We start from the raw sequence: 21,413 nt of genomic DNA on the forward strand, positions 1-21,413 counted from the left end.
TGCTGCTTGAGCTGGGGGTGGCCGCAGAGACCAGCGAGAAGCGACTGTTTACTAAAAACACAGGTCCGTGCGAAGCCGTAAGGCGATGTATACGGACTGACGCCTGCCCGGTGCTGGAACGTTAAGGGGACCGGTTAGCTTGGATTCGTCCGGGCGAAGCTGAGAACTTAAGCGCCAGTAAACGGCGGTGGTAACTATAACCATCCTAAGGTAGCGAAATTCCTTGTCGGGTAAGTTCCGACCTGCACGAATGGCGTAACGACTTCTCGACTGTCTCAACCATAGGCCCGGTGAAATTGCACTACGAGTAAAGATGCTCGTTTCGCGCAGCAGGACGGAAAGACCCCGGGACCTTTACTACAGTTTGATATTGGTGTTCGGTTCGGCTTGTGTAGGATAGCTGGGAGACTTTGAAGCGGCCACGCCAGTGGTTGTGGAGTCGTCGTTGAAATACCAGTCTGGTCGTGCTGGATGTCTAACCTGGGTCCGTGATCCGGATCAGGGACAGTGTCTGATGGGTAGTTTAACTGGGGCGGTTGCCTCCTAAAGGGTAACGGAGGCGCCCAAAGGTTCCCTCAGCCTGGTTGGCAATCAGGTGTTGAGTGTAAGTGCACAAGGGAGCTTGACTGTGAGACCGACGGGTCGAGCAGGGACGAAAGTCGGGACTAGTGATCCGGCGGTGGCTTGTGGAAGCGCCGTCGCTCAACGGATAAAAGGTACCCCGGGGATAACAGGCTGATCTTCCCCAAGAGTCCATATCGACGGGATGGTTTGGCACCTCGATGTCGGCTCGTCGCATCCTGGGGCTGGAGTCGGTCCCAAGGGTTGGGCTGTTCGCCCATTAAAGCGGTACGCGAGCTGGGTTTAGAACGTCGTGAGACAGTTCGGTCCCTATCCGCTGTGCGCGTAGGAGTCTTGAGAAGGGCTGTCCCTAGTACGAGAGGACCGGGACGGACGAACCTCTGGTGTGCCAGTTGTTCTGCCAAGGGCATGGCTGGTTGGCTACGTTCGGGAGGGATAACCGCTGAAAGCATCTAAGCGGGAAGCCTGCTTCGAGATGAGGGCTCCCACCTCCTAGAGAGGGTAAGGCTCCCAGTAGACGACTGGGTTGATAGGCCGGATATGGAAGCACGGTAACGTGTGGAGTTGACCGGTACTAATAGGCCGAGGGCTTGTCCTCAGTTGCTCGCGTCCACTGTGTTGGTTCTGAAACCACGAACAACCCCACGTCCACAGCGTGGTGCGGTTGATTGTTTCATAGTGTTTCGGTGGTCATAGCGTAGGGGAAACGCCCGGTTACATTCCGAACCCGGAAGCTAAGCCTTACAGCGCCGATGGTACTGCAGGGGGGACCCTGTGGGAGAGTAGGACGCCGCCGAACTCCTTTTAGAGCTCTGGCTCTTGGGCATACAGCCCGAGGGCCAGAGCTTTTTTGCGTTGAGGTAGGGTCGGGGGGCATCGTCGACACGTTTCCCACAGGAGGATCCCGGGTGGAGGTCCAGGAGACGCGGGTCCAGACAGACCGCGTCCTCACCATCCCGAACATGCTCAGCATGGCGCGGCTCGTTGGCGTACCCCTGTTCCTGTGGCTGATCCTCAGGCCGGAGTTCGGTGGCCCGAAGAGTGACGGCTGGGCGCTCCTGGTGCTGGCTTTCAGCGGCGTCAGCGACTACCTGGACGGCAAGCTCGCGCGACGGTGGAACCAGATCAGCAGCCTCGGCCGGCTGCTCGACCCCGCGGCCGACCGGCTCTACATCCTCTCGACCCTGGTGGGCCTCACCTGGCGCGAGATCCTGCCGCTGTGGCTGACCGCCGTACTGCTGGCCCGTGAGCTGGTCCTGCTCGTGATGGTGGGCATCCTCAGGCGGCACGGCTATCCGCCGCCGCAGGTGAACTTCCTGGGGAAGGCCGCCACCTTCAACCTGATGTATGCCTTCCCACTGCTCCTGCTCAGTGACGGAACTGGCTGGATCTCGTCACTCGCTGCTATTTTCGGCTGGGCGTTCGCAGGATGGGGTACAACCCTGTATTGGTGGGCAGGAGTGCTTTACGTGGTCCAAGTCCGCCGTCTGGTTCGTGCGGACGCCTTGGCCGATTGAACTCGCTGATTGACGCGCGCAGAGCGGCGCGCCGGCCCGCAGCTGAAAAGTGCGGGACCACCCCGGCGGGTGCGGTCGGCTGGACCGTCGTCTCTTCGAGGAGGACGCTTCCGACATGAAGGCCGTCGTGATGGCCGGAGGCGAAGGCACCCGCCTTCGCCCCATGACCTCAAGCATGCCCAAGCCGCTCCTGCCGGTGGCCAATCGGCCGATCATGGAGCACGTTCTGCGGCTGCTCAAAAGGCATGGGCTCAACGAAACCGTTGTGACTGTCCAGTTCCTTGCGTCGCTCGTCAAGAATTACTTCGGTGACGGCGAAGAGCTCGGAATGGAGCTCACCTATGCCAACGAGGAGAAGCCACTCGGTACCGCCGGGAGTGTCAAGAACGCCGAGGAGGCACTGAAGGACGATGCCTTCCTCGTCATCTCCGGCGATGCCCTGACCGACTTCGACCTCACCGAGCTGATCAATTTCCACAAGGAAAAGGGCGCCCTGGTCACGGTCTGCCTGACCCGCGTCCCCAATCCGCTGGAATTCGGCATCACCATCGTGGACGAAGAGGGCAAGGTCGAGCGCTTCCTCGAGAAGCCGACCTGGGGGCAGGTCTTCTCCGACACGGTGAACACCGGCATCTACGTCATGGAGCCCGAGGTCTTCGACTACGTCGACCCGGATGTGCCCGTCGACTGGTCCGGTGACGTCTTCCCGCAGCTGATGAAGGAAGGCAAGCCCGTCTACGGCTACGTCGCCGAGGGCTACTGGGAGGACGTGGGCACCCACGAGAGCTATGTGAAGGCGCAGGCCGACGTCCTGGAGGGCAAGGTCGACGTCGACATCGACGGCTTCGAGATCTCCCCGGGCGTGTGGGTCGCCGAGGGAGCCGAGGTGCACCCCGACGCGGAGCTCCGTGGACCGCTCTACATCGGCGACTACGCCAAGGTCGAGGCCGGCGCGGAGATCCGTGAACACACGGTCGTCGGCTCCAACGTCGTCGTGAAGAGCGGCGCCTTCCTGCACAAGGCCGTCGTCCACGACAACGTGTACGTCGGACCGCACAGCAATCTGCGCGGCTGTGTCGTCGGCAAGAACACCGACATCATGCGCGCGGCACGGATCGAGGACGGCGCCGTCATCGGCGACGAGTGCCTGATCGGTGAAGAATCGATCGTCCAGGGCAACGTCCGGGTCTACCCGTTCAAGACCATCGAGGCCGGCGCGTTCGTCAACACCTCGGTCATCTGGGAGTCCAGGGGCCAGGCGCATCTCTTCGGGGCCCGGGGCGTGTCCGGCATCCTCAACGTCGAGATAACGCCGGAACTCGCGGTGCGGCTGGCCGGTGCCTACGCGACGACCTTGAAGAAGGGCTCGACCGTCACCACGGCGCGCGACCACTCCCGTGGAGCCCGGGCGCTGAAGCGGGCGGTCATCTCCGCGCTGCAGGCCAGCGCCATCGACGTACGGGACCTGGAGAACGTGCCGCTGCCCGTGGCGCGGCAGCAGACCGCGCGGGGCAGTGCGGGCGGCATCATGATCCGGACCACACCCGGCGTGCCGGACTCCGTCGACATCATGTTCTTCGACGGGCAGGGAGCCGACCTCTCGCAGGGCAGCCAGCGCAAGCTCGACCGGGTGTTCGCGCGCCAGGAGTACCGGCGCGCGTTCCCCGGCGAGATCGGCGACCTGCACTTCCCGGCCAGCGTCTTCGACTCGTACACCGGATCGCTGTTGCGCAACGTCGACACCACCGGTATCGCGGAGTCCGGGCTCAAGGTGGTCGTGGACGCGTCGAACGGCAGCGCCGGCCTGGTGCTGCCCAGCCTGCTCGGCAAGCTGGGCGTCGACTCCCTGACGATCAACCCCGGCCTCGACGAGTCCAGGCCCACCGAGACGGCCGACATGCGGCGCTCGGGGCTGGTCCGGCTCGGGGAGATCGTGGCGTCCTCCGGCGCCGCGTTCGGTGTGCGGTTCGACCCCGTCGGTGAGCGGCTGTCCCTGGTCGACGAGAAGGGGCGGATCATCGAGGACGACCGGGCCCTGCTCGTCATGCTCGACCTCATCGCCTCCGAGCGGCGCAGCGGCCGGGTCGCGCTCCCGGTGACCACCACCAGGATCGCCGAGCAGGTGGCCGCGTACCACGGCACCCAGGTCGAGTGGACGACCACCTCGCCCGACGACCTGACGCGCGTGGGCGGCGAGGAAGGGACGATCTTCGGCGGGGACGGCAAGGGCGGCTTCATCGTCCCGGAGTTCAGCAGTGTCTACGACGGCACCGCGGCCTTCGTGCGGCTCATCGGGCTGGTGGCGCGCACCCAGCTCACGCTCAGCCAGATCGACGCGCGCATCCCGCGGGCGCACGTGCTCAAGCGCGACCTGGCGACCCCGTGGGCCGTCAAGGGCCTGGTGATGCGGCGGGTCGTCGAGGCGGCCGGAGACCGCTTCGTGGACACCACCGACGGCGTGCGCGTGGTGGAGACCGACGGCCGCTGGGTGATGGTGCTGCCCGACCCGGCCGAGGCGGTCACCCATCTGTGGGCCGAGGGGCCCGACGACGCCTCCGCGCAGGCGCTGCTCGACGAGTGGGCGGCGGTCGTGGACAGCGCGGGACGGTAGATCGAGCGGTACGTGGGCGTGCCGGACAAGTGCCCCCAACGGGGCCTGTCCGGCACGCCGGTAGGTCCGTTCGGAGGTAGTGGCCGCGGCGTGCGACGATGTGCGGCATGCCGAAGCAACCCCCCGTTCGGAGCACACCCGCGCGGCCCGCGCGTCCGGACGCCTCCATGTCGTTGCTCACCAACGTCATGGACCACAGCCTCGATGACGGGTACGCCGAGGCCGCCGCGCGGAAGAAGGCCGACGGCGAGGGCGGCATGCCGAAGACCCTCAGGGCGAAGCTCGGTCTCGCCCTCGGCCTGGTGCTCGCCGCCCTGATCGTGACCGTCGGTGCCGCGCAGGCCCGGGTCGCGGCGCCCGTGGTCGCCAAGGAGCGCGAGGAGCTGATCGACCGCATCGATCAGGAGACCGACGCGGCGGACGAGCTCGAGGACAGTGTCGACGAGCTGCGCGCCGATGTGAGCGCCCGGCAGCGCGAGGCGCTCCGGGACAGTGGCGGAGGCGACGGCTCCGCGCTGGTGGGCATCCTGTCGGGCGCCGTCGCGGTGCACGGACCCGGTGTCCGGCTCGTGGTGGACGACGCCAAGGACACGAGCGCCGGCGGTGACGGGGACCCGCGGTCGACCTCCGGGTTCTCCGACACCGGTCGGGTCCGCGACCGGGACATGCAGCGGGTGGTCAACGGCCTGTGGGAGTCCGGTGCCGAGGCCGTCTCGATCAACGGGCAGCGGCTGACCGCCCTGTCGGCGATCAGGGCCGCCGGAGACGCGATACTGGTCGACAACAGGCCGCTGGTGCCGCCGTACACGGTGCTCGCGGTGGGGGACGGCGGGCGGCTGAGCGACCGGTTCCAGAACAGCGCCGACGGACTGTATCTGCACGCCCTCCAGGAGAACTACGGCATCCGCACGGCCATCTCCGCGGAGGACGACGTCCGGCTGCCCGCAGCACCGAGTGTGATCGTACGTACCGCACAACCGATAACCGAGAAGGGCACATCGTGATCGCCGTACTGGGCCTCGTCGTGGGAGTCGTGGCCGGACTGTTGGTCCGGCCCGAGGTTCCGGCGGTCGTCGAGCCTTATCTGCCGATCGCCGTCGTCGCGGCGCTCGACGCGGTCTTCGGGGGACTGCGGGCCATGCTCGACGGCATCTTCGACGACAAGGTGTTCGTGGTGTCGTTCCTGTCCAACGTCGTCGTCGCCGCGCTGATCGTGTTCCTCGGCGACAAGCTCGGCGTGGGCGCCCAGCTGTCCACGGGCGTCGTGGTCGTCCTCGGCATCCGCATCTTCTCCAACGCCGCGGCGATCCGTCGGCACGTGTTCCGGGCGTGAGGCCGATGAGCGAGCGAGAGCAGGACGAGACGGCGCGCCCGGCGGTGTCGCGGACCGGGCCCGCCTCCGAGGCACCGCCCGCGGCGGGGCTGCGCAAGGAGTTGCCCGCAGAGGTCCCTGTGCGGCCCTCAGCGCCTGCGGAAGAGGGTGTTCCGCAAGATCGGCCCGTCTCCGGTCCCACGGGGCGTCAGCGGCTGGCTGCGGGGCTGTGGCCGCCGCGGGTGACCCGGGCCCAGCTCATCGTCGCGCTGCTGCTGTTCGGCCTCGGCTTCGGTCTCGCCGTCCAGGTGGCCTCGAACAGCGACAGCGACACCGCGCTGCGCGGGGCACGTCAGGAAGATCTTGTGCGGATCCTCGATGAACTCGACGACCGCACAGAGCGTCTAGAGGACGAGAAGCAGGGTCTCGAGAAGCAGCGCGACGAGCTGGAGAACAGCTCCGACCAGGCCGAGGAGGCCCGGAAGCAGACGATCGAGAAGGAACGGCAACTCGGCGTCCTGGCAGGCACGGTGGCCGCGGAGGGGCCCGGGATCACGATGACCATCGAGGACACGAAGGGGACGGTGGAGGCGGACATGCTGCTCGACGCCGTCCAGGAGCTGCGCGCGGCCGGTGCCGAGGCGATTCAGGTCAACGGCGTGCGCGTGGTGGCGAGCACCTACCTGACGGATTCGGGGAACGGTGTCGGCGTGGACGGGAACAAGATCAACGCGCCCTATCGTTTCAAGGTCATCGGCAAGCCGCAGGACCTCGAGCCGGCGCTCAACATCCCCGGAGGCGTGGTGCAGACTCTCGAGAAGGAACAGGCCACCGTTACCGTGGAGCGGTCGACCAAGATCGTTGTGGATGCCTTGCGGGCGGCGAAGCGGCCTGACTACGCTCGGTCGTCCTCCCAGTGAACCGGGGGTGCATGGGGGGCGTCCGGCGAGGGCATGAGGTTGCGGGGGGTCGGCGCACCGATTGGGTGGTGCGTGGTGGAAACTGTCTGGCGGAGGCGGACGTTGTGAAGATGTCCGGGTCGGCCAATGTGTTCAGTCAGGGTTCGTCCTGCCCCACGGGCGGGTCTGTTTCGGTCAAGGGGAATCGCCCGTGAAGTTGTTTGCGAAGTTGTTCGGCAAGAGCGCGCGGCGAGAGGGCAGCGACAACGCGACCGCTCGTCACCGCGCACAGCCTGATGCGGAAGGTCAGCGTCCGCTGTTCCGGGACCAGGTCGCCGGTGGCCAGGGCGCGCCGTCCGCCGACCCCGCGCAGTCGGGCGGCATAGGTTTCGGGCAGCCTTCGGCCTCAGGTGCGGGTGGGTTCTCCGACCCGTACGCGTCCCATGCCCCCGGCGGGCAGTCGCAGCAGGAGGATCCGTCCATGTCGGCCCTGGTGTGCTCGAGGTGCGGCAACCGCAACGCGGAGAACAGCCGCTTCTGCTCCAACTGCGGCGCGCCCCTGAGGCCCGGAGTGGCTCCGGAGCGCCCCTCGGAGACGACGTCCACGATCTCGATCTCCGGTCTCGAGGCCTACGACGCCGAGGCCACCGGTCAGACGCAGGTGCCGATGCTCTCCCCGGAGGCGCAGGCGGCCGTCGACGCGCTGCCGATGGGCTCCGCGCTGCTGGTCGTCCGCCGCGGGCCGAACTCGGGCAGCCGCTTCCTGCTGGACGGTGACCTGACCACGGCCGGGCGTCACCCGCAGAGCGACATCTTCCTGGACGACGTGACGGTCTCCCGCCGACACGTGGAGTTCCGCCGCAGTCCGGACGGCTCGTTCACGGTGGCCGACGTCGGCAGCCTGAACGGCACGTACGTCAACCGCGAGCGGATCGACCAGGTCGCCCTGTCCAACGGTGACGAGGTGCAGATCGGCAAGTACCGGCTGGTCTTCTACGCGAGCCAGCGGGGCTACTGACTCCTCCGGACCGCGTCCGGGGACCCCAGGGAAGGTCCATGCTGCAGACACCGGGCGGCGGTGCCGGTCACGGCGCCGCCGCTGACACCGGACTGATGAGCATCGGCGCGGTGCTGGGCGTGCTGCGCGAGGAGTTCCCCGAGGTCACCATCTCCAAGATCCGTTTCCTGGAGTCGGAAGGGCTTATCGAGCCGCGGCGGACCCCCTCGGGGTACCGCAAGTTCAGTGCCGGGGACGTCGAGCGTCTCGGGCACGTCCTGAGGATGCAGCGGGACCACTACCTGCCGCTCAAGGTCATCCGTGAGCACCTGGCGGCCATGGAGCGAGGCGAGGCCGTTCCGCTGCCGGCGCTCGGCCGTCCGGGGGACGGGGAGGACGGCCGGGAGCCGGCCTCCGACGTGCCCTCGGCGGCCCGCATCGGGCGCGGTCGCCTGCTGGCGGCGGCCGGCGTCGACGAACGGACGCTCGCCGAGTGGGAGTCCTACGGGCTGCTCACGCCGGTCGAGGACGGGGTGTACGACGCCGAGGCGGTCACCGTCGCCGCCCTGATCACGGAGCTGGGGCGGTCCGGGATCGAACCGCGTCACCTGAGGGCGATGAAGGCCGCCGCCGACCGGGAGGCCGGTCTGGTGGACCAGGTCGTCGCCCCACTGAAGCGCCACCGGAACCCGCAGACGAGGGCGCACGCCGAGGCCCGTACGAAGGAGCTGGCGGCGCTCACGGTGAAGCTGCACGCCGCCCTGGTGCAGGCGGCGCTGGGTGTACGGCTGCCCTGAGCGGCGGGTCCGGGCGGGGCCGGATCGGTCACCCGTTCCCTGCCCGACTACCCAAACATCCCGAGCACGGCCTAGGGTTGCTGTGTGAACGAGCTCGATGTCGTAGGTGTCCGGGTCGAGATGCCCTCCAACCAGCCGATCGTGCTGTTGCGTGAGGTGGGCGGCGACCGCTACCTCCCCATCTGGATCGGACCGGGCGAGGCGACGGCGATCGCCTTCGCCCAGCAGGGCATGGCACCCGCACGGCCGCTGACCCACGACCTGTTCAAGGACGTGCTGGAAGCCGTCGGCCAGGAGCTCACGGAAGTGCGCATCACCGATCTGCGCGAGGGTGTCTTCTACGCCGAGCTGGTCTTCGCCAGCGGGGTGGAGGTGAGCGCCCGCCCCTCCGACGCCATAGCGCTCGCGCTGCGCACGGGCACGCCGATCTACGGCAGCGACACGGTGCTCGACGACGCGGGGATCGCCATTCCGGACGAGCAGGAGGACGAGGTGGAGAAGTTCCGCGAGTTCCTCGACCAGATCTCGCCGGAGGACTTCGGGAGCAGCAACCAGTGACCGGTGGCCGCCGCCGCGGCCGGCCGCCGGGGCTCGCGCCGAGGGCATTCGGCTAGCCTTTCCCCACGGTGGGGTACGGGAAACCACTCTTAGGGTGATTATCACTCGGCGTGCCGAGTGTGGCGATCGTTGACGCACCCTTGGTGACTGCCTACCGTCGAGGAGGCAGGTCAAGGACGGAGGTCGGCGTGAGAAGCAGCGGCGACGGTACGGCTGGGGGTGCCCCCACCCGCGGTGTCGGGGCGAGCGGGCCGTACCCTCCCCAGAGCTCTCGGTTCCCCTCGGCCGGGGGGTATCCCGCGCACGGCGGCGCCGTCGAACACGCTCAGCAGCGACCGACGGCCGTGCCGAGTGGAGGGGCGACGTCCATGGCGTCCGAGGAGATCGGCTACAGGGGCCCCACGGCCTGTGCCGCTGCCGGTATCACCTACCGGCAGCTCGACTACTGGGCCCGTACGGGGCTGGTCGAGCCGAGCGTGCGGCCGGCCCACGGATCGGGGACGCAGCGGCTCTACAGCTTCCGCGACGTCGTCGTCCTCAAGATCGTCAAGCGGTTCCTCGACACGGGTGTGTCCCTGCAGAACATCCGCACCGCCGTACGGCACCTGCGGGAGAGCGGCTTCAGCGACCTGGAGCGCATGACGCTGATGAGCGACGGGGCCACGGTCTACGAGTGCAGCTCGCCCGACGAGGTGCACGCCCTGCTGCAAGGGGGCCAGGGCGTCTTCGGGATCGCCGTCGGCGTGGTCTGGCGGGACGTCGAGAGCGCGCTGTCGCAGCTGCACGGGGAGCGCGTCGACACCGGCGAGACCCTGGTCGGCCACAACCCGATGGACGAGCTGGCGCGGCGGCGGAACAAGGCCGTCTGAGCACGGCACTGTCAGTGGCGTAGGGCAGCATCGGACATGTGAGATCCGCGCCCACGATCCTGCATCTCGACATGGACGCCTTCTTCGCCTCGGTGGAGCAGGCGTCCAAGCCGAGCCTGCGCGGGAAGGCCGTCGTGGTGGGCGGGCTCGGGCCGCGCGGTGTGGTCGCCACCGCCTCCTACGAGGCCCGGGTCTTCGGCGTCCACTCGGCGATGCCCATGGCGCAGGCCCGCCGGCTCGCGCCGAACGCCGCGTACCTGGTGCCGCGGTTCGCCCTCTACCGGTCGATCAGCGAACAGGTGATGGGGCTGCTGCGGGACCTGTCGCCCCTGGTGGAGCCGCTCAGCCTCGATGAGGCGTTCGTGGACCTGGAGGCGGGCGGCACGGCCTGGGACGAGCGGTCGGCGCGCCTGGCCGGGGCGAGGCTGCGGGCCGACATACGGGCGGTCACGGGGCTCACCGGCTCGGTGGGACTCGCGGCCTCCAAGATGCTGGCGAAGATCGCCTCGGAGCGGGCGAAGCCGGACGGGCTGGTGCTGATCGAGCCGGGCACCGAGCGCGCCCTGCTGGGGCCGCTGTCGGTGCGGACGCTGCCGGGCGTGGGCCCGGCGACCGGCGACCACCTGCGGCGGGCGGGCATCCACACCGTCGACGAACTCGCCGAGGCCGGCGAGGACGAGCTCGTACGGCTGCTGGGCAAGGCCCACGGGCACGCGCTGTACGCGATGGCGCTGGCGCGGGACGAGCGGGCCGTGGTGGCCGAGCGGGAGACGAAGTCGGTGTCGGTCGAGGACACCTATGACGTGGACATCCACGACCGGGTGCGGGTCGGGACCGAGGTGCGGCGGCTCGCGGACCGGTGTGTGAGCAGGCTGCGGGGGGCGGGGCTGTCCGGGCGCACCATCGTGCTGAAGGTGCGGCGCTACGACTTCTCGACACTCACCCGGTCGGAGACGCTGCGCGGGCCCACGGACGATCCGGCGGTGGTGCGGGAGGCCGCGGCGCGGCTGCTGGACTCGGTCGACACGACGGGCGGGGTGCGGCTGCTGGGCGTGGGGGTCAGCGGACTGGCCGACTACACGCAGGAGGACCTGTTCGCGCAGGCGGCGGGTGCGCGCGAGGACGGACCGGGCGACGAGGAGCCCGAGACCGCGCCCGTGCCGGAGCGGCAGGCGCCCGCGGAGCGGCGATGGCCGGCGGGACACGACGTGCGGCACACCGAGTACGGGCACGGGTGGGTGCAGGGCAGCGGGCTGGGCCGGGTCACGGTGCGCTTCGAGACCCCCGACTCGCAGCCCGGCCGGGTGAAGACCTTCCGAACCGACGATCCGGCCCTGGAGCCCGCAGAACCGCTTCCGCTGGTCCGCCGAAGACCCGATGCGGCGGAGGACGGGGGCGCCGGGGGCGCGGGCGGGTGACCGGAAGCGGGGGGCGAGCGGATCAGGCCGTTTCGTCCCGGCCCGCCAGTTTGCCGAAGGAGTGGTCCGGCAGCGGGGGAGGGGCGGCGATGTCCAGGCCGTAGTGGTGGTAGAGCTGGAGTTCCTGTTCGGGGGAGAGATGACGGCCCACGCCGAAGTCGGGGGCGTCCTTGATCAGGGCGCGTTCGAAGGGGACGTGGAGGGCGCCGTCGATCAGCTCGCTGGGCTCCAGGGGGACGAAGGCGTCCCTGCTGAACAGCCCGGTGCGTATCGCCGCCCACTCCGGGACGCCGGTGGCGTCGTCGAGATAGACCTCGTCGATCGTGCCGATCCGGGTTCCGTTGCGGTCGAACGCCTTGCGGCCGATCAGGTGGCGCGGATCGATGTCGGTCTGCACGGGCCCTCCACTGGTCGCACAATCCATCCGTAAGCACTACAGAACGGCACAATCGGCGGAGCGGCCACTCGAAAGTTCCGCCGCTGTGCTCGCTGGTAGGCTGGCAAACGGCTGCTGACCCCGTGCGGGAGAGCCCTCCGGACACCATCGGGGGCGCCGAAGGAGCAAATCCTCCCCGGAATCTCTCAGGCACACGTACCGCACGGACGAGGTCACTCTGGAAAGCAGGGCGGGTGTCGACGGCTTCCGCTCTCACCGACGGTGAAAGCCGGGTGCCCTGGGGCGTCCGGTGAAGCTCTCAGGTTGAGATGACAGAGGGGGAGGCCGTCCGGGCACCCGCGCCGTGGTGCCCCTCGAAGGTCGTCAGACCAGGAGGCCTCCGCAATGACCGCCCCTCGCACTCCGCTCTCCGAACTCGAACAGGGCATCCCCTTCGAGCAGCGCCACATCGGCCCCAACCACGAGGCGCGGGCCAAGATGCTCGCCCAGGTCGGCTACGGCTCGCTCGACGAGCTGACGGCCGCCGCCGTGCCGGACGTGATCAAGAACGCCGACGCCCTGGACCTGCCGGGTGCGCGGAGCGAGGCCGAGGTCCTGGCCGAGTTGCGCTCGCTGGCCGACCGCAACGAGGTGCTCGGCTGCATGATCGGGCTCGGGTACTACGGGACCTTCACCCCGCCCGTGATCCTGCGCAACGTGATGGAGAACCCCGCCTGGTACACGGCGTACACGCCGTACCAGCCGGAGATCTCCCAGGGGCGGCTCGAGGCGCTGCTGAACTTCCAGACCGTGGTCGCCGAACTCACCGGCCTGCCGACCTCCGGTGCCTCCCTGCTCGACGAGGGCACCGCCGCCGCCGAGGCGATGGCGCTGATGCGGCGCATGGGCAAGAACAAGAAGGGCCTGTTCCTGGTCGACGCGGACGCCCTGCCGCAGACCATCGCCGTGATCGAGACCCGCGCCGAGCCGACCGGTGTCGAGGTCGTCGTCGCCGACCTGAGCGAGGGCATCCCCGCCGAGCTCGCCGGGCGCGAGATCAACGGCGTGCTCATCCAGTACCCGGGCGCCTCCGGTGCCGTCCGCGACATCAAGCCGGTGATCGACCAGGCGCACAAGCTCGGCGCGCTCGTCACCGTCGCCGCCGACCTGCTCGCCCTCACGCTGCTGAAGTCGCCCGGTGAGCTGGGCGCGGACATCGCGGTCGGCACCACCCAGCGCTTCGGTGTCCCGATGGGCTTCGGCGGACCGCACGCCGGCTACATGGCCGTACAGGAGAAGATGGCGCGCAGCCTGCCCGGGCGGCTCGTCGGCGTCTCCGTCGACGCGGACGGCCACAAGGCCTACCGCCTCGCGCTCCAGACGCGTGAGCAGCACATCCGCCGCGAGAAGGCCACCAGCAACATCTGCACCGCCCAGGTGCTGCTCGCCGTCATGGCCGGGATGTACGCCGTCTACCACGGCCCGGAGGGGCTGCGGATCATCGCGCGGCGCACCCACCGGTACGCCACGGTCCTCGCCGAGGGGCTGCGGGCCGGCGGCGCCGAGATCGTGCACGGCTCCTACTTCGACACGCTGACCGTGCGCGTCGCGGGCCGGGCCGCCGAGGTCGTCGCCGCCGCGCGCGACAACGGCGTCAACCTGCGCCTCGTCGACGCCGACCACGTCTCGATCGCCTGCGACGAGACCACCACCAGGGACCGGCTGACCGCCGTGTGGAACGCCTTCGGCGTCGAGGGCGACGTCGAGGCCCTGGACGCGGCCGCGCGGGACACCCTGCCGGACGGGCTACTGCGCGACGACGAGTACCTGACGCACCCCGTCTTCCAGCAGCACCGCTCCGAGACGGCGATGCTGCGCTACCTGCGCCGCCTCGCCGACCGCGACTACGCGCTGGACCGCGGCATGATCCCGCTGGGCTCCTGCACCATGAAGCTCAACGCCACCACCGAGATGGAGCCGGTCACCTGGCCCGAGTTCGGGCAGCTGCACCCCTTCGCGCCGGCCGAGCAGGCGCGGGGCTACCTCACGCTCATCCACGAGCTGGAGGAACGTCTCGCCGAGGTCACCGGCTACGACAAGGTCTCCCTCCAGCCCAACGCCGGCTCCCAGGGCGAGCTGGCCGGCCTGCTCGCCGTACGCGGCTACCACCGCGCCAACGGCGACGAGCAGCGCACCGTCTGCCTGATCCCGTCCTCCGCGCACGGCACCAACGCCGCCAGCGCCGTGATGGCGGGCATGAAGGTCGTCGTCGTCAGGACGTCCGACGACGGTGAGATCGACGTCGCGGACCTGCGGGCGAAGATCGGGCAGTACCGCGACGAGCTGTCCGTGCTGATGATCACCTACCCGTCCACGCACGGTGTGTTCGAGGAGCACGTCGCCGACATCTGCGCCGAGGTGCACGAGGCCGGCGGGCAGGTGTACGTCGACGGCGCCAACCTCAACGCGCTGGTGGGCCTGGCCAAGCCCGGCCACTTCGGGGGCGACGTCTCGCACCTGAACCTGCACAAGACCTTCTGCATCCCGCACGGCGGCGGCGGCCCCGGCGTCGGCCCGGTCGGCGTGCGCGCGCACCTCGCCCCGTACCTGCCGAACCACCCGCTCCAGCCCGAGGCGGGCCCGGAGACGGGCGTCGGCCCGATCTCGGCGGCCCCGTGGGGTTCGGCGGGCATCCTGCCGATCTCGTGGGCGTACGTCCGGCTCATGGGCGGCGAGGGCCTGAAGCGGGCCACCCAGGTCGCGGTGCTCAGCGCCAACTACATCGCCAAGCGCCTGGAGCCGCACTACCCGGTGCTCTACACCGGTCCCGGCGGCCTCGTCGCGCACGAGTGCATCATCGACCTGCGCCCGCTGACCAAGGCCACCGGCGTCAGCGTCGACGACGTGGCCAAGCGGCTGATCGACTACGGCTTCCACGCGCCGACGATGTCGTTCCCGGTGGCCGGCACGCTGATGATCGAGCCCACCGAGTCCGAGGACCTGACCGAGATCGACCGCTTCTGCGAGGCGATGATCGCGATCCGCGCGGAGATCGAGAAGGTCGGCTCCGGCGAGTGGCCCGCGGACGACAACCCGCTGCGCCACGCCCCGCACACCGCCGCCGCGCTCGGCGGCGACTGGGAGCACGCGTACGACCGCGAGGAGGCCGTGTTCCCGGCCGGGGTGAACGCCGCCGACAAGTACTGGCCGCCGGTGCGCCGCATCGACCAGGCGTTCGGCGACCGGAACCTGGTCTGCTCCTGCCCGCCGCTGGACGCCTACGAGGACTGATCCGGCGCGATCGAGTAAGAGGGCCCCGCCCCGGCCACACGGCCGGGGCGGGGCCCTCCGCCGTTCCCGTCACGCCGGGTACGCGTGCGTCTGGGTCGCCTTCACCGCCGCCCAGACGGGTGCGCCCGGGTGCAGATCGAGTTCGGCCGCGGCGACCGCGGTCAGGTCGGCCGTCAGCGCCAGCTCGCCGGTCAGCTCCGCGCGGATCTGGTCGCCGTGGGTCTCCAGCCCGGCGACCGCGCACTGCCAGAGGTTGCGGGCGCTGGAGCCGGTGGGCCGGTCCCGGTACAGGGTGACGGCGCCGGGCGGGAACGCCACGAAGGCCGGGCCGGTGAGGTCCTCCGTGGTGCTCACGGAGGGGCCCGCGTCGAGGCGGACGGTGTGGCCGTCGGCGTGCCCGCGGTACAGGTTGAGGCCGACCAGCTGGGCGACGTACTCGGTGCGCGGGTGGCGGGCGATGTCGGAGGGGGTGCCCTCCTGCACGATCCGGCCGTGCTCCACCACCACCAGGCGGTCGGCCAGCACCATGGCGTCCAGCGGGTCGTGCGTGACCAGGACGGCGACGGCCTCGAAGGCGGCCAGATGACGGCGGAGCCCGGCGCGCACCTCCAGACGGGTGCGGGCGTCCAGGGCCGCGAGCGGTTCGTCCAGGAGCAGCAGCCGGGGGCGGGTGGCCAGAGCGCGGGCGAGCGCCACGCGCTGGGCCTGCCCGCCCGACAGACGGCGGGGTTTCGCCCCCGCGTGCTCGGCCAGCCCCATGCGCTCCAGCCAGGCGGCGGCCTGGGCCCGCGCCTGAGCCTTGCCCGCGCCCCGGCAGCGCGGTCCGAAGGCCACGTTGTCGAGCGCGGTGAGGTGCGGGAACAGCAGGTAGTCCTGGAAGACCACCCCCACCGGGCGCGACTCGGGGGGCCTGCGGCGCAGGTCCGCGCCGTCCAGCCGCAGATGCCCGGCGGTGAGGGGGGCGAGGCCCGCGAGGGCGCGCAGGGCGGTGGTCTTGCCGGCGCCGTTCGGGCCGAGCAGGGCGACGACGTCGCCCGGCGCCGCGGTCAGCGCGATGTCCAGGCGGAACGAGCCGCGGTCCACGACGAGTCGCGCGTCCAGGCCCTCGGCACCGGGCTCCGGCACGGGCCCCTTCCCGGGACGCGGTGGCACGGCTTCGGGCATGGGCGTCAGACCGTCCTCATCCAGCGGTCCCGCAGCCCGGCCAGTACGGCGATGGACACCGCCAGCAGGACCAGGCTGAGGGCGATCGCGGCGGCCGGGTCGTTCTGCAGGGCGAGGTAGACCGCGAGCGGCATGGTCTGGGTGCGGCCGGGGAAGTTGCCGGCGAAGGTGATCGTCGCGCCGAACTCCCCGAGCGCCCGGGCCCAGGCCAGCACGGCGCCCGCCGCGACGCCGGGCGCGATCAGCGGCAGGGTGACCCGGCGGAACGCGGTGAAGCGGGAGGCGCCCAGTGTGGTGGCCGCCTCCTCGTAGCGCGGGTCGGCGGCCCGCAGGGTGCCCTCGACGCTGATGACGAGGAACGGCATCGCCACGAACGTCTCGGCGAGCACGACGCCGGTGGTGGTGAAGGGCAGGGTGATGCCGAACCAGGCGTCCAGCCACTGGCCGACGACCCCGTTGCGGCCCAGCGCGAGCAGCAGGGCCACGCCGCCCACCACCGGGGGCAGCACCAGGGGGAGCGTCACCAGGGCGCGGACCAGGGCCCGGCCCGGGAAGTCCGTGCGGGCCAGCAGCCAGGCCAGGGGGACGCCGACGACCAGACTCAGGGCGGTCGCCGTGGTGGCGCAGAACAGCGACAGGCGCAGCGCCTCCCACACCGCGGGACGGGTCAGCTGCTCGGGCAGGCTGTGCCAGGGGGCGCGGACGAGGAGGGCGAGGAGGGGGACGACGAGGAAGGCCAGGCCGAGGAGGGCCGGCACGAGGAGGGCCGGGGGGACACCGCGACGCGGGGTGCGGGAGGCGGCCGGGGCGGGGGTCACGGCCGCAGGAATCCGGCGTCGTCGAGGACCTTCCGGCCCTCGGGCGACTTCACCAGTGCCATGAAGGCCTTGGCCGCCGACGGGTTGGGGGCGTCGTCGAGCAGGGCGATCGGGCAGTCGTTGACGGCCTCGGCGGACTCCGGGAACTCCACGCCCTCCACCTTGTCACCGGCCGCCCTCACATCCGTGCGGTACACGACGGCGGCGTCGGCCTCCTTCAGCTCGACCTTCGTCAAGGCGCTCTTGACGTCCTGCTCGTAGGAGACGGGCGTCAGTCCGACGCCGGCGGCTTTCAGGGCCGTCCGCGCGGCCGCGCCGCAGGGCACCGTCGCGTCGCACAGGACGACCTTGAGGCCGGACGCCGTCAGGTCGCCGAGGGAGTCGATGCCGTGCGGGTTGCCCGGGACGGTGGCGATCTGCAGCCGGTTGCGGGCGAAGGTGCTCGGGCTGCCCGCCGTGCGCCCGCGGTCCGCGACGAGCGCCATGGTCTTCGCGCTGGCCGCCGCGAAGACGTCGGCCGGGGCGCCGTTGTCGATGCCGGCCGCCAGCGCGTCGCTGCCGCCGAAGTTGAAGGTGACCTCGGTCCCCGGGTGCTCCTTCTCGAACCGCTCTCCCAGTGTCGTGAAGCTTTCCTGCAGCGAGGCGGCCGCGAAGACGGTGACGGTGCCGGTGGGGCCGTCCCCGGCGGCGTCCCGGGACGCGTCCGGTCCGGACGCGGAGCAGCCGCCGAGCGTCAGCACGGCGACGGCCCCGGCGCCCGCGAGCCGACGGGAACGGCGGGTCCGGTGAGCGGAACGGGTCATCGCGTGGCACTCCCTCTCGGGCCGGGGGGAAGGGCCTCCGGAACCTTCCCCTGCGCCGATCATACTGACGCATCTGCCAGGCGGCATGCCCCTGTGGGTTCGCATGAGCCAGGAAGGAGGACGAAGGGGTGCGCATGTGCGTTCACATAGCAGGCCCGCTCCGGTCAGGTGCGGTCGATATGGACATTCGTCGACTTCACGCGTGCGGTGGCCTCCACACCGACCTCCAGGCCCAGTTCCTCGACCGCCTCCCGGGTGAGCAGCGAGACCAGTCGGTGCGGGCCGGCCTGGATCTCGACCTGGGCGGCGACGTCGCCCAGCTTGATCGCGGTGACGATGCCGGGGAAGGCGTTGCGCGCGGAGGTGTACGGGGTCCCTTCCTCGACGGTGCCCGCCTTGGCGAGCTCCACGGAGAACGCGGCCAGGTCCCGCCCGTCCACGACCCGCCGTCCGCCGTCGTCCCGGTGGGTGGTAAGGCGCCCCGCGTCCGCCCAGCGGCGGGCGGTGTCCGGGCTCACTCCGAGCAGCCTCGCTGCCTGGCCGATCGTGTAGGACTGCATGCCGGTCACGATAGGGCGCGCCGCGGGTGTGCGGCGGGCGGGGGCGGCGGGGCACGGCGCCGGGCCGCACCGGACCGGGGGCCCGCGTGCCGTCCGGAAGGGCTCAAGCAGCCGTGCCGGGAGCGGCCGTGCTCGCCCGGACGATCAGCTCCGTGCCCAGTTCCACGCGGGGGGAGTCCGGCTGTTCGCCCCGGGTGAGGCGGAGCACGGTGTGGACAGCGAGCCGGCCCATGTCGGCGAGGGGCCGGCGGACCGTGGTCAGCGGCGGGGCCGACGAGCGGACCTCCGGGAGGTCGTCGAAGCCGGCCACGCTCATGTCCTGCGGCACCCTGAGCCCTCGGCCGCGCAGCGCCTCGGCCGGGCCCAGCGCCATCCGGTCGCCAGCCGCGAACAGCGCGGTCGGCGGCTCCGGCAGGTCCAGCAGGGCGGCGCAGCCGGCGAAGCCGGACTCCGGGGGGAAGTCGCCGGGGACGACCAGCGACGCGTCCAGCGGGACACCGGCGCGTTCCGGTGCCGCCCGGTGGCCGTCGAGCCGGGCGCGGGAGCAGAGCAGGCGCGGCGGTCCGGCGATCAGGCCGATCCTGCGGTGCCCGAGCGCCGGCAGGTGGTCGGTGGCGGCCATGCCGCCCGACCAGTTGGCGGCGCCGATGGTGGGCAGGTCCAGCGCGGGGGAGCCCGCCGGGTCCACGACCACCAGCGGCACCCCGAGGACGCGCAGCTCCTCGTGGAGCGGGGGTTCCAGTGCCGAGGTCACGAGGATCACGCCGTCGGACGCGCGCGCCCGCAGGGTGCGCATCCACTCCCGGGCGTCGCCGGAGCGGCCGTGGACCGCCGACACCACGGTGCCCACCCCGGCGTCGTGGGCGACCTCCTCCACCCCGCGGATGATCTCCACGGCCCAGGGGCTGTCCAGGTCGTTGAAGACCAGGTCGAGCAGGGCGGCACGCGAGGGCGAGGTGGTGGGGCGCTTGTGGTGGCCCTGCCGGCGCAGCAGGTCCTCGACCCGGGCCCGGGTCCGCGGGGAGACGTCGGAGCGGCCGTCGACCACGCGGGAGACGGTCGGCACGGAGACGCCGGCCCGCCGGGCGATCTCCGTGATCGTGACTCTGCCGCCGGCGTCGGCCCCCTGTGCTGCCACTTGCCCGGGGGAGCCGCCGGTCACGCCTTCCGTGCGGCGGACCACGGTGAGTGAGCCACCGCGGACACGCGTCGGGGCCGGTTCGCAGGAGGTCCCGCGGTCCGGCCCCTGGGGTCGCCGGGCGGTTCCGTCCGCCCGGTCGTGCTCAGGCGGTGGTCAGGCTGGCGCTGCGAGGGCGCTGCGGGGCGATGATCCTGCCGTCGGGCAGAAGCTCGCCGGTGTCCTCGAAGAGCACGACACCGTTGCACAGCAGGCTCCAGCCCTGCTCCGGGTGGTGCGCCACGAGGCGGGCGGATTCCCGGTCGGCGGAGTCGGCTGAGGGGCACGGTGGCTGGTGCTGGCACATGGGTGGGTTCTCTCGCTCTGTGGTGGCCTGTGAGTCGGCTGTCGTGTCAGTTCCGCGGCGTGAAGCTTCGTTCATGACCGCCCCCCGTTGTGATAAGTCGGTCGGAAACCAGTGTTGCCCCACGGACACCGATCCGCAGGGATTTCGCGGCACCGCTCCTCACAGGTTGATGACGCGTCACCCGCGCGGACGGTTCACCTCAACTGCACCGTCCCTTCGGGTGGTTCGACGTGGCCCGATGGGGCTAGGCCCTGTCCTGGCCCCGGTCGTCGGCAGAACGTGGTCCGGCCGGGCCGGGGGACGGGCGCGCCCCGCCGCCCGCGGGTGCGGGCGGCGGGGCACACGGGGGTGGACGGTCAGGCGGGGGAGCCGAGCAGACGGGTCGGTGCCACGCGGTGGGTCAGGACCGGAAGCAGTTCGGTGACCCGGTGCGGGCGGTGGGCCGCGATGCCGGGCGGGGCCGGCGCGAGCGGGACGAGCAGATCGGTGGCGGCCGGGTCACCGGTGGCGCCGTCCGCGGTGGTGTCGCCGTGCAGCCAGAGCGCCAGCATGTAGAGGCCGGGCACCGACAGCAGCCGGGGCTGGTACGGCTGGGCCATCGCCTCGGCCTGGCGCAGCGCGAGTTCGGTGGACGTGATGTAAGGGCCCTCGAAGAAGCGGGAGAAGGCCCAGCCGTCGGCGGTGAGCACGGTGTCCGCGGCGGCCACCGCGCGGTCGCCGGTGCGGATCAGGAAACGCCACCCGGCCAGCCGTGTCGAGGTCCCGCCGTCGGCGGTGACCCGGTCCAGGACGTGGACGGGAAGCGGCACCTCGGGTGAGGCGGGTCCCGAGGCGCCGAGCAGGGAGGGAGTTCGGGCTTCGCGGACCGCGGCCGGTGAGGAGAGCGCGGTCAGGACGGAACGCAGTGCGGGCGCGGGAGCCGGGGGGACATGCAGCGGCATGGTGGGTCGCCTCTCATTCGAAGGCACAGTGGCGCGAGGGCGGGGCGTGGCGTGGCGGACGGCGCTGTCAGCTCGCGAAGGTCAGAGAGGCAGGGGCCGGGGGTCTGAGCCCGAGAGGCGGGGGTGAGGACGACCGTCACGCCACCTCTCGGCTGGATCGCTCGACCGAGGGCGCCAACCTTCTGCCTTGTGCGCGAAGTTTATACGACGTGTGTTCACGCTGTGTTTCGGCTAGCTGTTTTCGACCGGCGGAACAAGGGTACTTCTGGCCGGAGAAACGCGAAAATCATCCCGATTCCACAGTGGGGGCACGCCGATGACCTCGAAAAATGGCGGCGATGCGGTCGGCCCATTCTCGTCGGCGTTTTTCACGAGTTCGTAGCCGACTCGATCCGAGGGCCTCGCGCCTTGCCTCG

The 21,413-nt window shown here is 70.7% G+C and carries 18 protein-coding genes, 2 rRNA genes, 1 pseudogene and 1 riboswitch (1 of these 22 only partly in view); of the genes and pseudogenes, 13 read left to right on the forward strand and 8 right to left on the reverse strand.

Translation table 11 applies throughout. The annotated features are described in order from the left end of the window. The 12 genes and pseudogenes from FHX78_RS29670 to FHX78_RS29725 all read left to right on the forward strand — a co-directional run. Positions 1-1,180, forward strand: a 23S ribosomal RNA gene (locus tag FHX78_RS29670) (it extends 1,940 nt beyond the left edge of the window). A gap of 84 nt (positions 1,181-1,264) precedes the next feature. Beyond that, a 5S ribosomal RNA gene (gene rrf / locus FHX78_RS29675) occupies positions 1,265-1,381 on the forward strand. A 109-nt stretch (positions 1,382-1,490) separates the two neighbouring features. Continuing rightward, a complete protein-coding gene (gene clsA / locus FHX78_RS29680) occupies positions 1,491-2,099 on the forward strand; it encodes a cardiolipin synthase ClsA (RefSeq protein ID WP_145870461.1) in 609 nt (202 codons plus the stop codon). Between the two features lie 115 nt (positions 2,100-2,214). Beyond that, positions 2,215-4,710 carry a mannose-1-phosphate guanyltransferase gene (locus FHX78_RS29685; protein WP_145870462.1) on the forward strand — a complete coding sequence of 832 codons (2,496 nt, stop codon included), beginning with the start codon at positions 2,215-2,217 and terminating at the stop codon, positions 4,708-4,710. Positions 4,711-4,877: 167 nt separating this feature from the next. Then, positions 4,878-5,714: a DUF881 domain-containing protein gene (locus tag FHX78_RS29690; RefSeq protein WP_167532002.1), complete on the forward strand. Its 837-nt coding sequence runs from the start codon at positions 4,878-4,880 to the stop codon at positions 5,712-5,714. Further along, complete coding sequence (locus tag FHX78_RS29695) at positions 5,711-6,043, forward strand: small basic family protein (protein ID WP_003988855.1); 333 nt, start codon at positions 5,711-5,713, stop codon at positions 6,041-6,043. Before FHX78_RS29690 ends, FHX78_RS29695 begins: the two co-directional genes overlap by 4 nt. Positions 6,044-6,048: 5 nt before the next feature. Next, complete coding sequence (locus tag FHX78_RS29700) at positions 6,049-6,942, forward strand: DUF881 domain-containing protein (RefSeq protein WP_167531882.1); 894 nt, start codon at positions 6,049-6,051, stop codon at positions 6,940-6,942. Positions 6,943-7,003: 61 nt separating this feature from the next. Beyond that, the gene (locus FHX78_RS29705) at positions 7,004-7,939 is read left to right on the forward strand and encodes an FHA domain-containing protein (RefSeq protein ID WP_167531883.1); all 936 of its coding nucleotides are present in this window, start codon (positions 7,004-7,006) and stop codon (positions 7,937-7,939) included. Between the two features lie 38 nt (positions 7,940-7,977). Then, a complete protein-coding gene (gene ftsR, locus FHX78_RS29710) occupies positions 7,978-8,715 on the forward strand; it encodes a transcriptional regulator FtsR (RefSeq protein WP_145870465.1) in 738 nt (245 codons plus the stop codon). 84 nt (positions 8,716-8,799) lie between these two features. Beyond that, the gene (locus FHX78_RS29715; RefSeq protein ID WP_030833746.1) at positions 8,800-9,273 is read left to right on the forward strand and encodes a bifunctional nuclease family protein; all 474 of its coding nucleotides are present in this window, start codon (positions 8,800-8,802) and stop codon (positions 9,271-9,273) included. A 188-nt stretch (positions 9,274-9,461) separates the two neighbouring features. Further along, positions 9,462-10,142, forward strand: coding sequence for a MerR family transcriptional regulator (locus tag FHX78_RS29720; RefSeq protein ID WP_145870466.1), 681 nt, complete (start codon positions 9,462-9,464; stop codon positions 10,140-10,142). Between the two features lie 38 nt (positions 10,143-10,180). Beyond that, positions 10,181-11,664 (forward strand): annotated as a pseudogene (locus FHX78_RS29725) (DNA polymerase IV). On the opposite strand, the gene FHX78_RS29730 reads toward FHX78_RS29725, so the two are convergent. Beyond that, positions 11,583-11,957 (reverse strand): PRC-barrel domain-containing protein, encoded by a 375-nt coding sequence (locus FHX78_RS29730; protein ID WP_167531884.1) that lies wholly within the window; start codon positions 11,955-11,957, stop codon positions 11,583-11,585. The pseudogene FHX78_RS29725 and the gene FHX78_RS29730 sit on opposite strands and share 82 nt — an antisense overlap. Positions 11,958-12,072: 115 nt before the next feature. Beyond that, a riboswitch (glycine riboswitch) is annotated at positions 12,073-12,168 on the forward strand. A gap of 173 nt (positions 12,169-12,341) precedes the next feature. Between FHX78_RS29730 and gcvP the strand changes: the two genes are divergently transcribed. After that, positions 12,342-15,227, forward strand: coding sequence for an aminomethyl-transferring glycine dehydrogenase (gene gcvP, locus FHX78_RS29735; protein ID WP_145870469.1), 2,886 nt, complete (start codon positions 12,342-12,344; stop codon positions 15,225-15,227). 69 nt (positions 15,228-15,296) lie between these two features. On the opposite strand, the gene FHX78_RS29740 is transcribed toward gcvP, so the two are convergent. The 7 genes from FHX78_RS29740 to FHX78_RS29770 all read right to left on the reverse strand — a co-directional run bounded on the left by FHX78_RS29740 (position 15,297) and on the right by FHX78_RS29770 (position 20,997). Beyond that, positions 15,297-16,391 (reverse strand): ABC transporter ATP-binding protein, encoded by a 1,095-nt coding sequence (locus FHX78_RS29740; RefSeq protein ID WP_145870470.1) that lies wholly within the window; start codon positions 16,389-16,391, stop codon positions 15,297-15,299. 5 nt (positions 16,392-16,396) lie between these two features. Further along, positions 16,397-17,209: a molybdate ABC transporter permease subunit gene (gene modB, locus FHX78_RS29745; protein WP_229924011.1), complete on the reverse strand. Its 813-nt coding sequence runs from the start codon at positions 17,207-17,209 to the stop codon at positions 16,397-16,399. After that, a complete protein-coding gene (gene modA, locus FHX78_RS29750; RefSeq protein WP_145870472.1) occupies positions 17,206-18,012 on the reverse strand; it encodes a molybdate ABC transporter substrate-binding protein in 807 nt (268 codons plus the stop codon). Before modA ends, modB begins: the two co-directional genes overlap by 4 nt. A 164-nt stretch (positions 18,013-18,176) precedes the next feature. Continuing rightward, positions 18,177-18,572 (reverse strand): TOBE domain-containing protein, encoded by a 396-nt coding sequence (locus FHX78_RS29755; RefSeq protein ID WP_145870473.1) that lies wholly within the window; start codon positions 18,570-18,572, stop codon positions 18,177-18,179. 103 nt (positions 18,573-18,675) lie between these two features. Beyond that, entirely contained in the window at positions 18,676-19,710 is a 1,035-nt protein-coding gene (locus FHX78_RS29760) for a LacI family DNA-binding transcriptional regulator (protein WP_145870474.1), read from the reverse strand. A gap of 145 nt (positions 19,711-19,855) precedes the next feature. Continuing rightward, the gene (locus FHX78_RS29765; RefSeq protein WP_145870475.1) at positions 19,856-20,056 is read right to left on the reverse strand and encodes a DUF5999 family protein; all 201 of its coding nucleotides are present in this window, start codon (positions 20,054-20,056) and stop codon (positions 19,856-19,858) included. A 356-nt stretch (positions 20,057-20,412) separates the two neighbouring features. Then, complete coding sequence (locus FHX78_RS29770) at positions 20,413-20,997, reverse strand: hypothetical protein (RefSeq protein WP_145870476.1); 585 nt, start codon at positions 20,995-20,997, stop codon at positions 20,413-20,415. Between the last annotated feature and the right edge of the window lie 416 nt (positions 20,998-21,413).

Source organism: Streptomyces capillispiralis (assembly GCF_007829875.1).
GTDB lineage: Bacteria > Actinomycetota > Actinomycetes > Streptomycetales > Streptomycetaceae > Streptomyces > Streptomyces capillispiralis.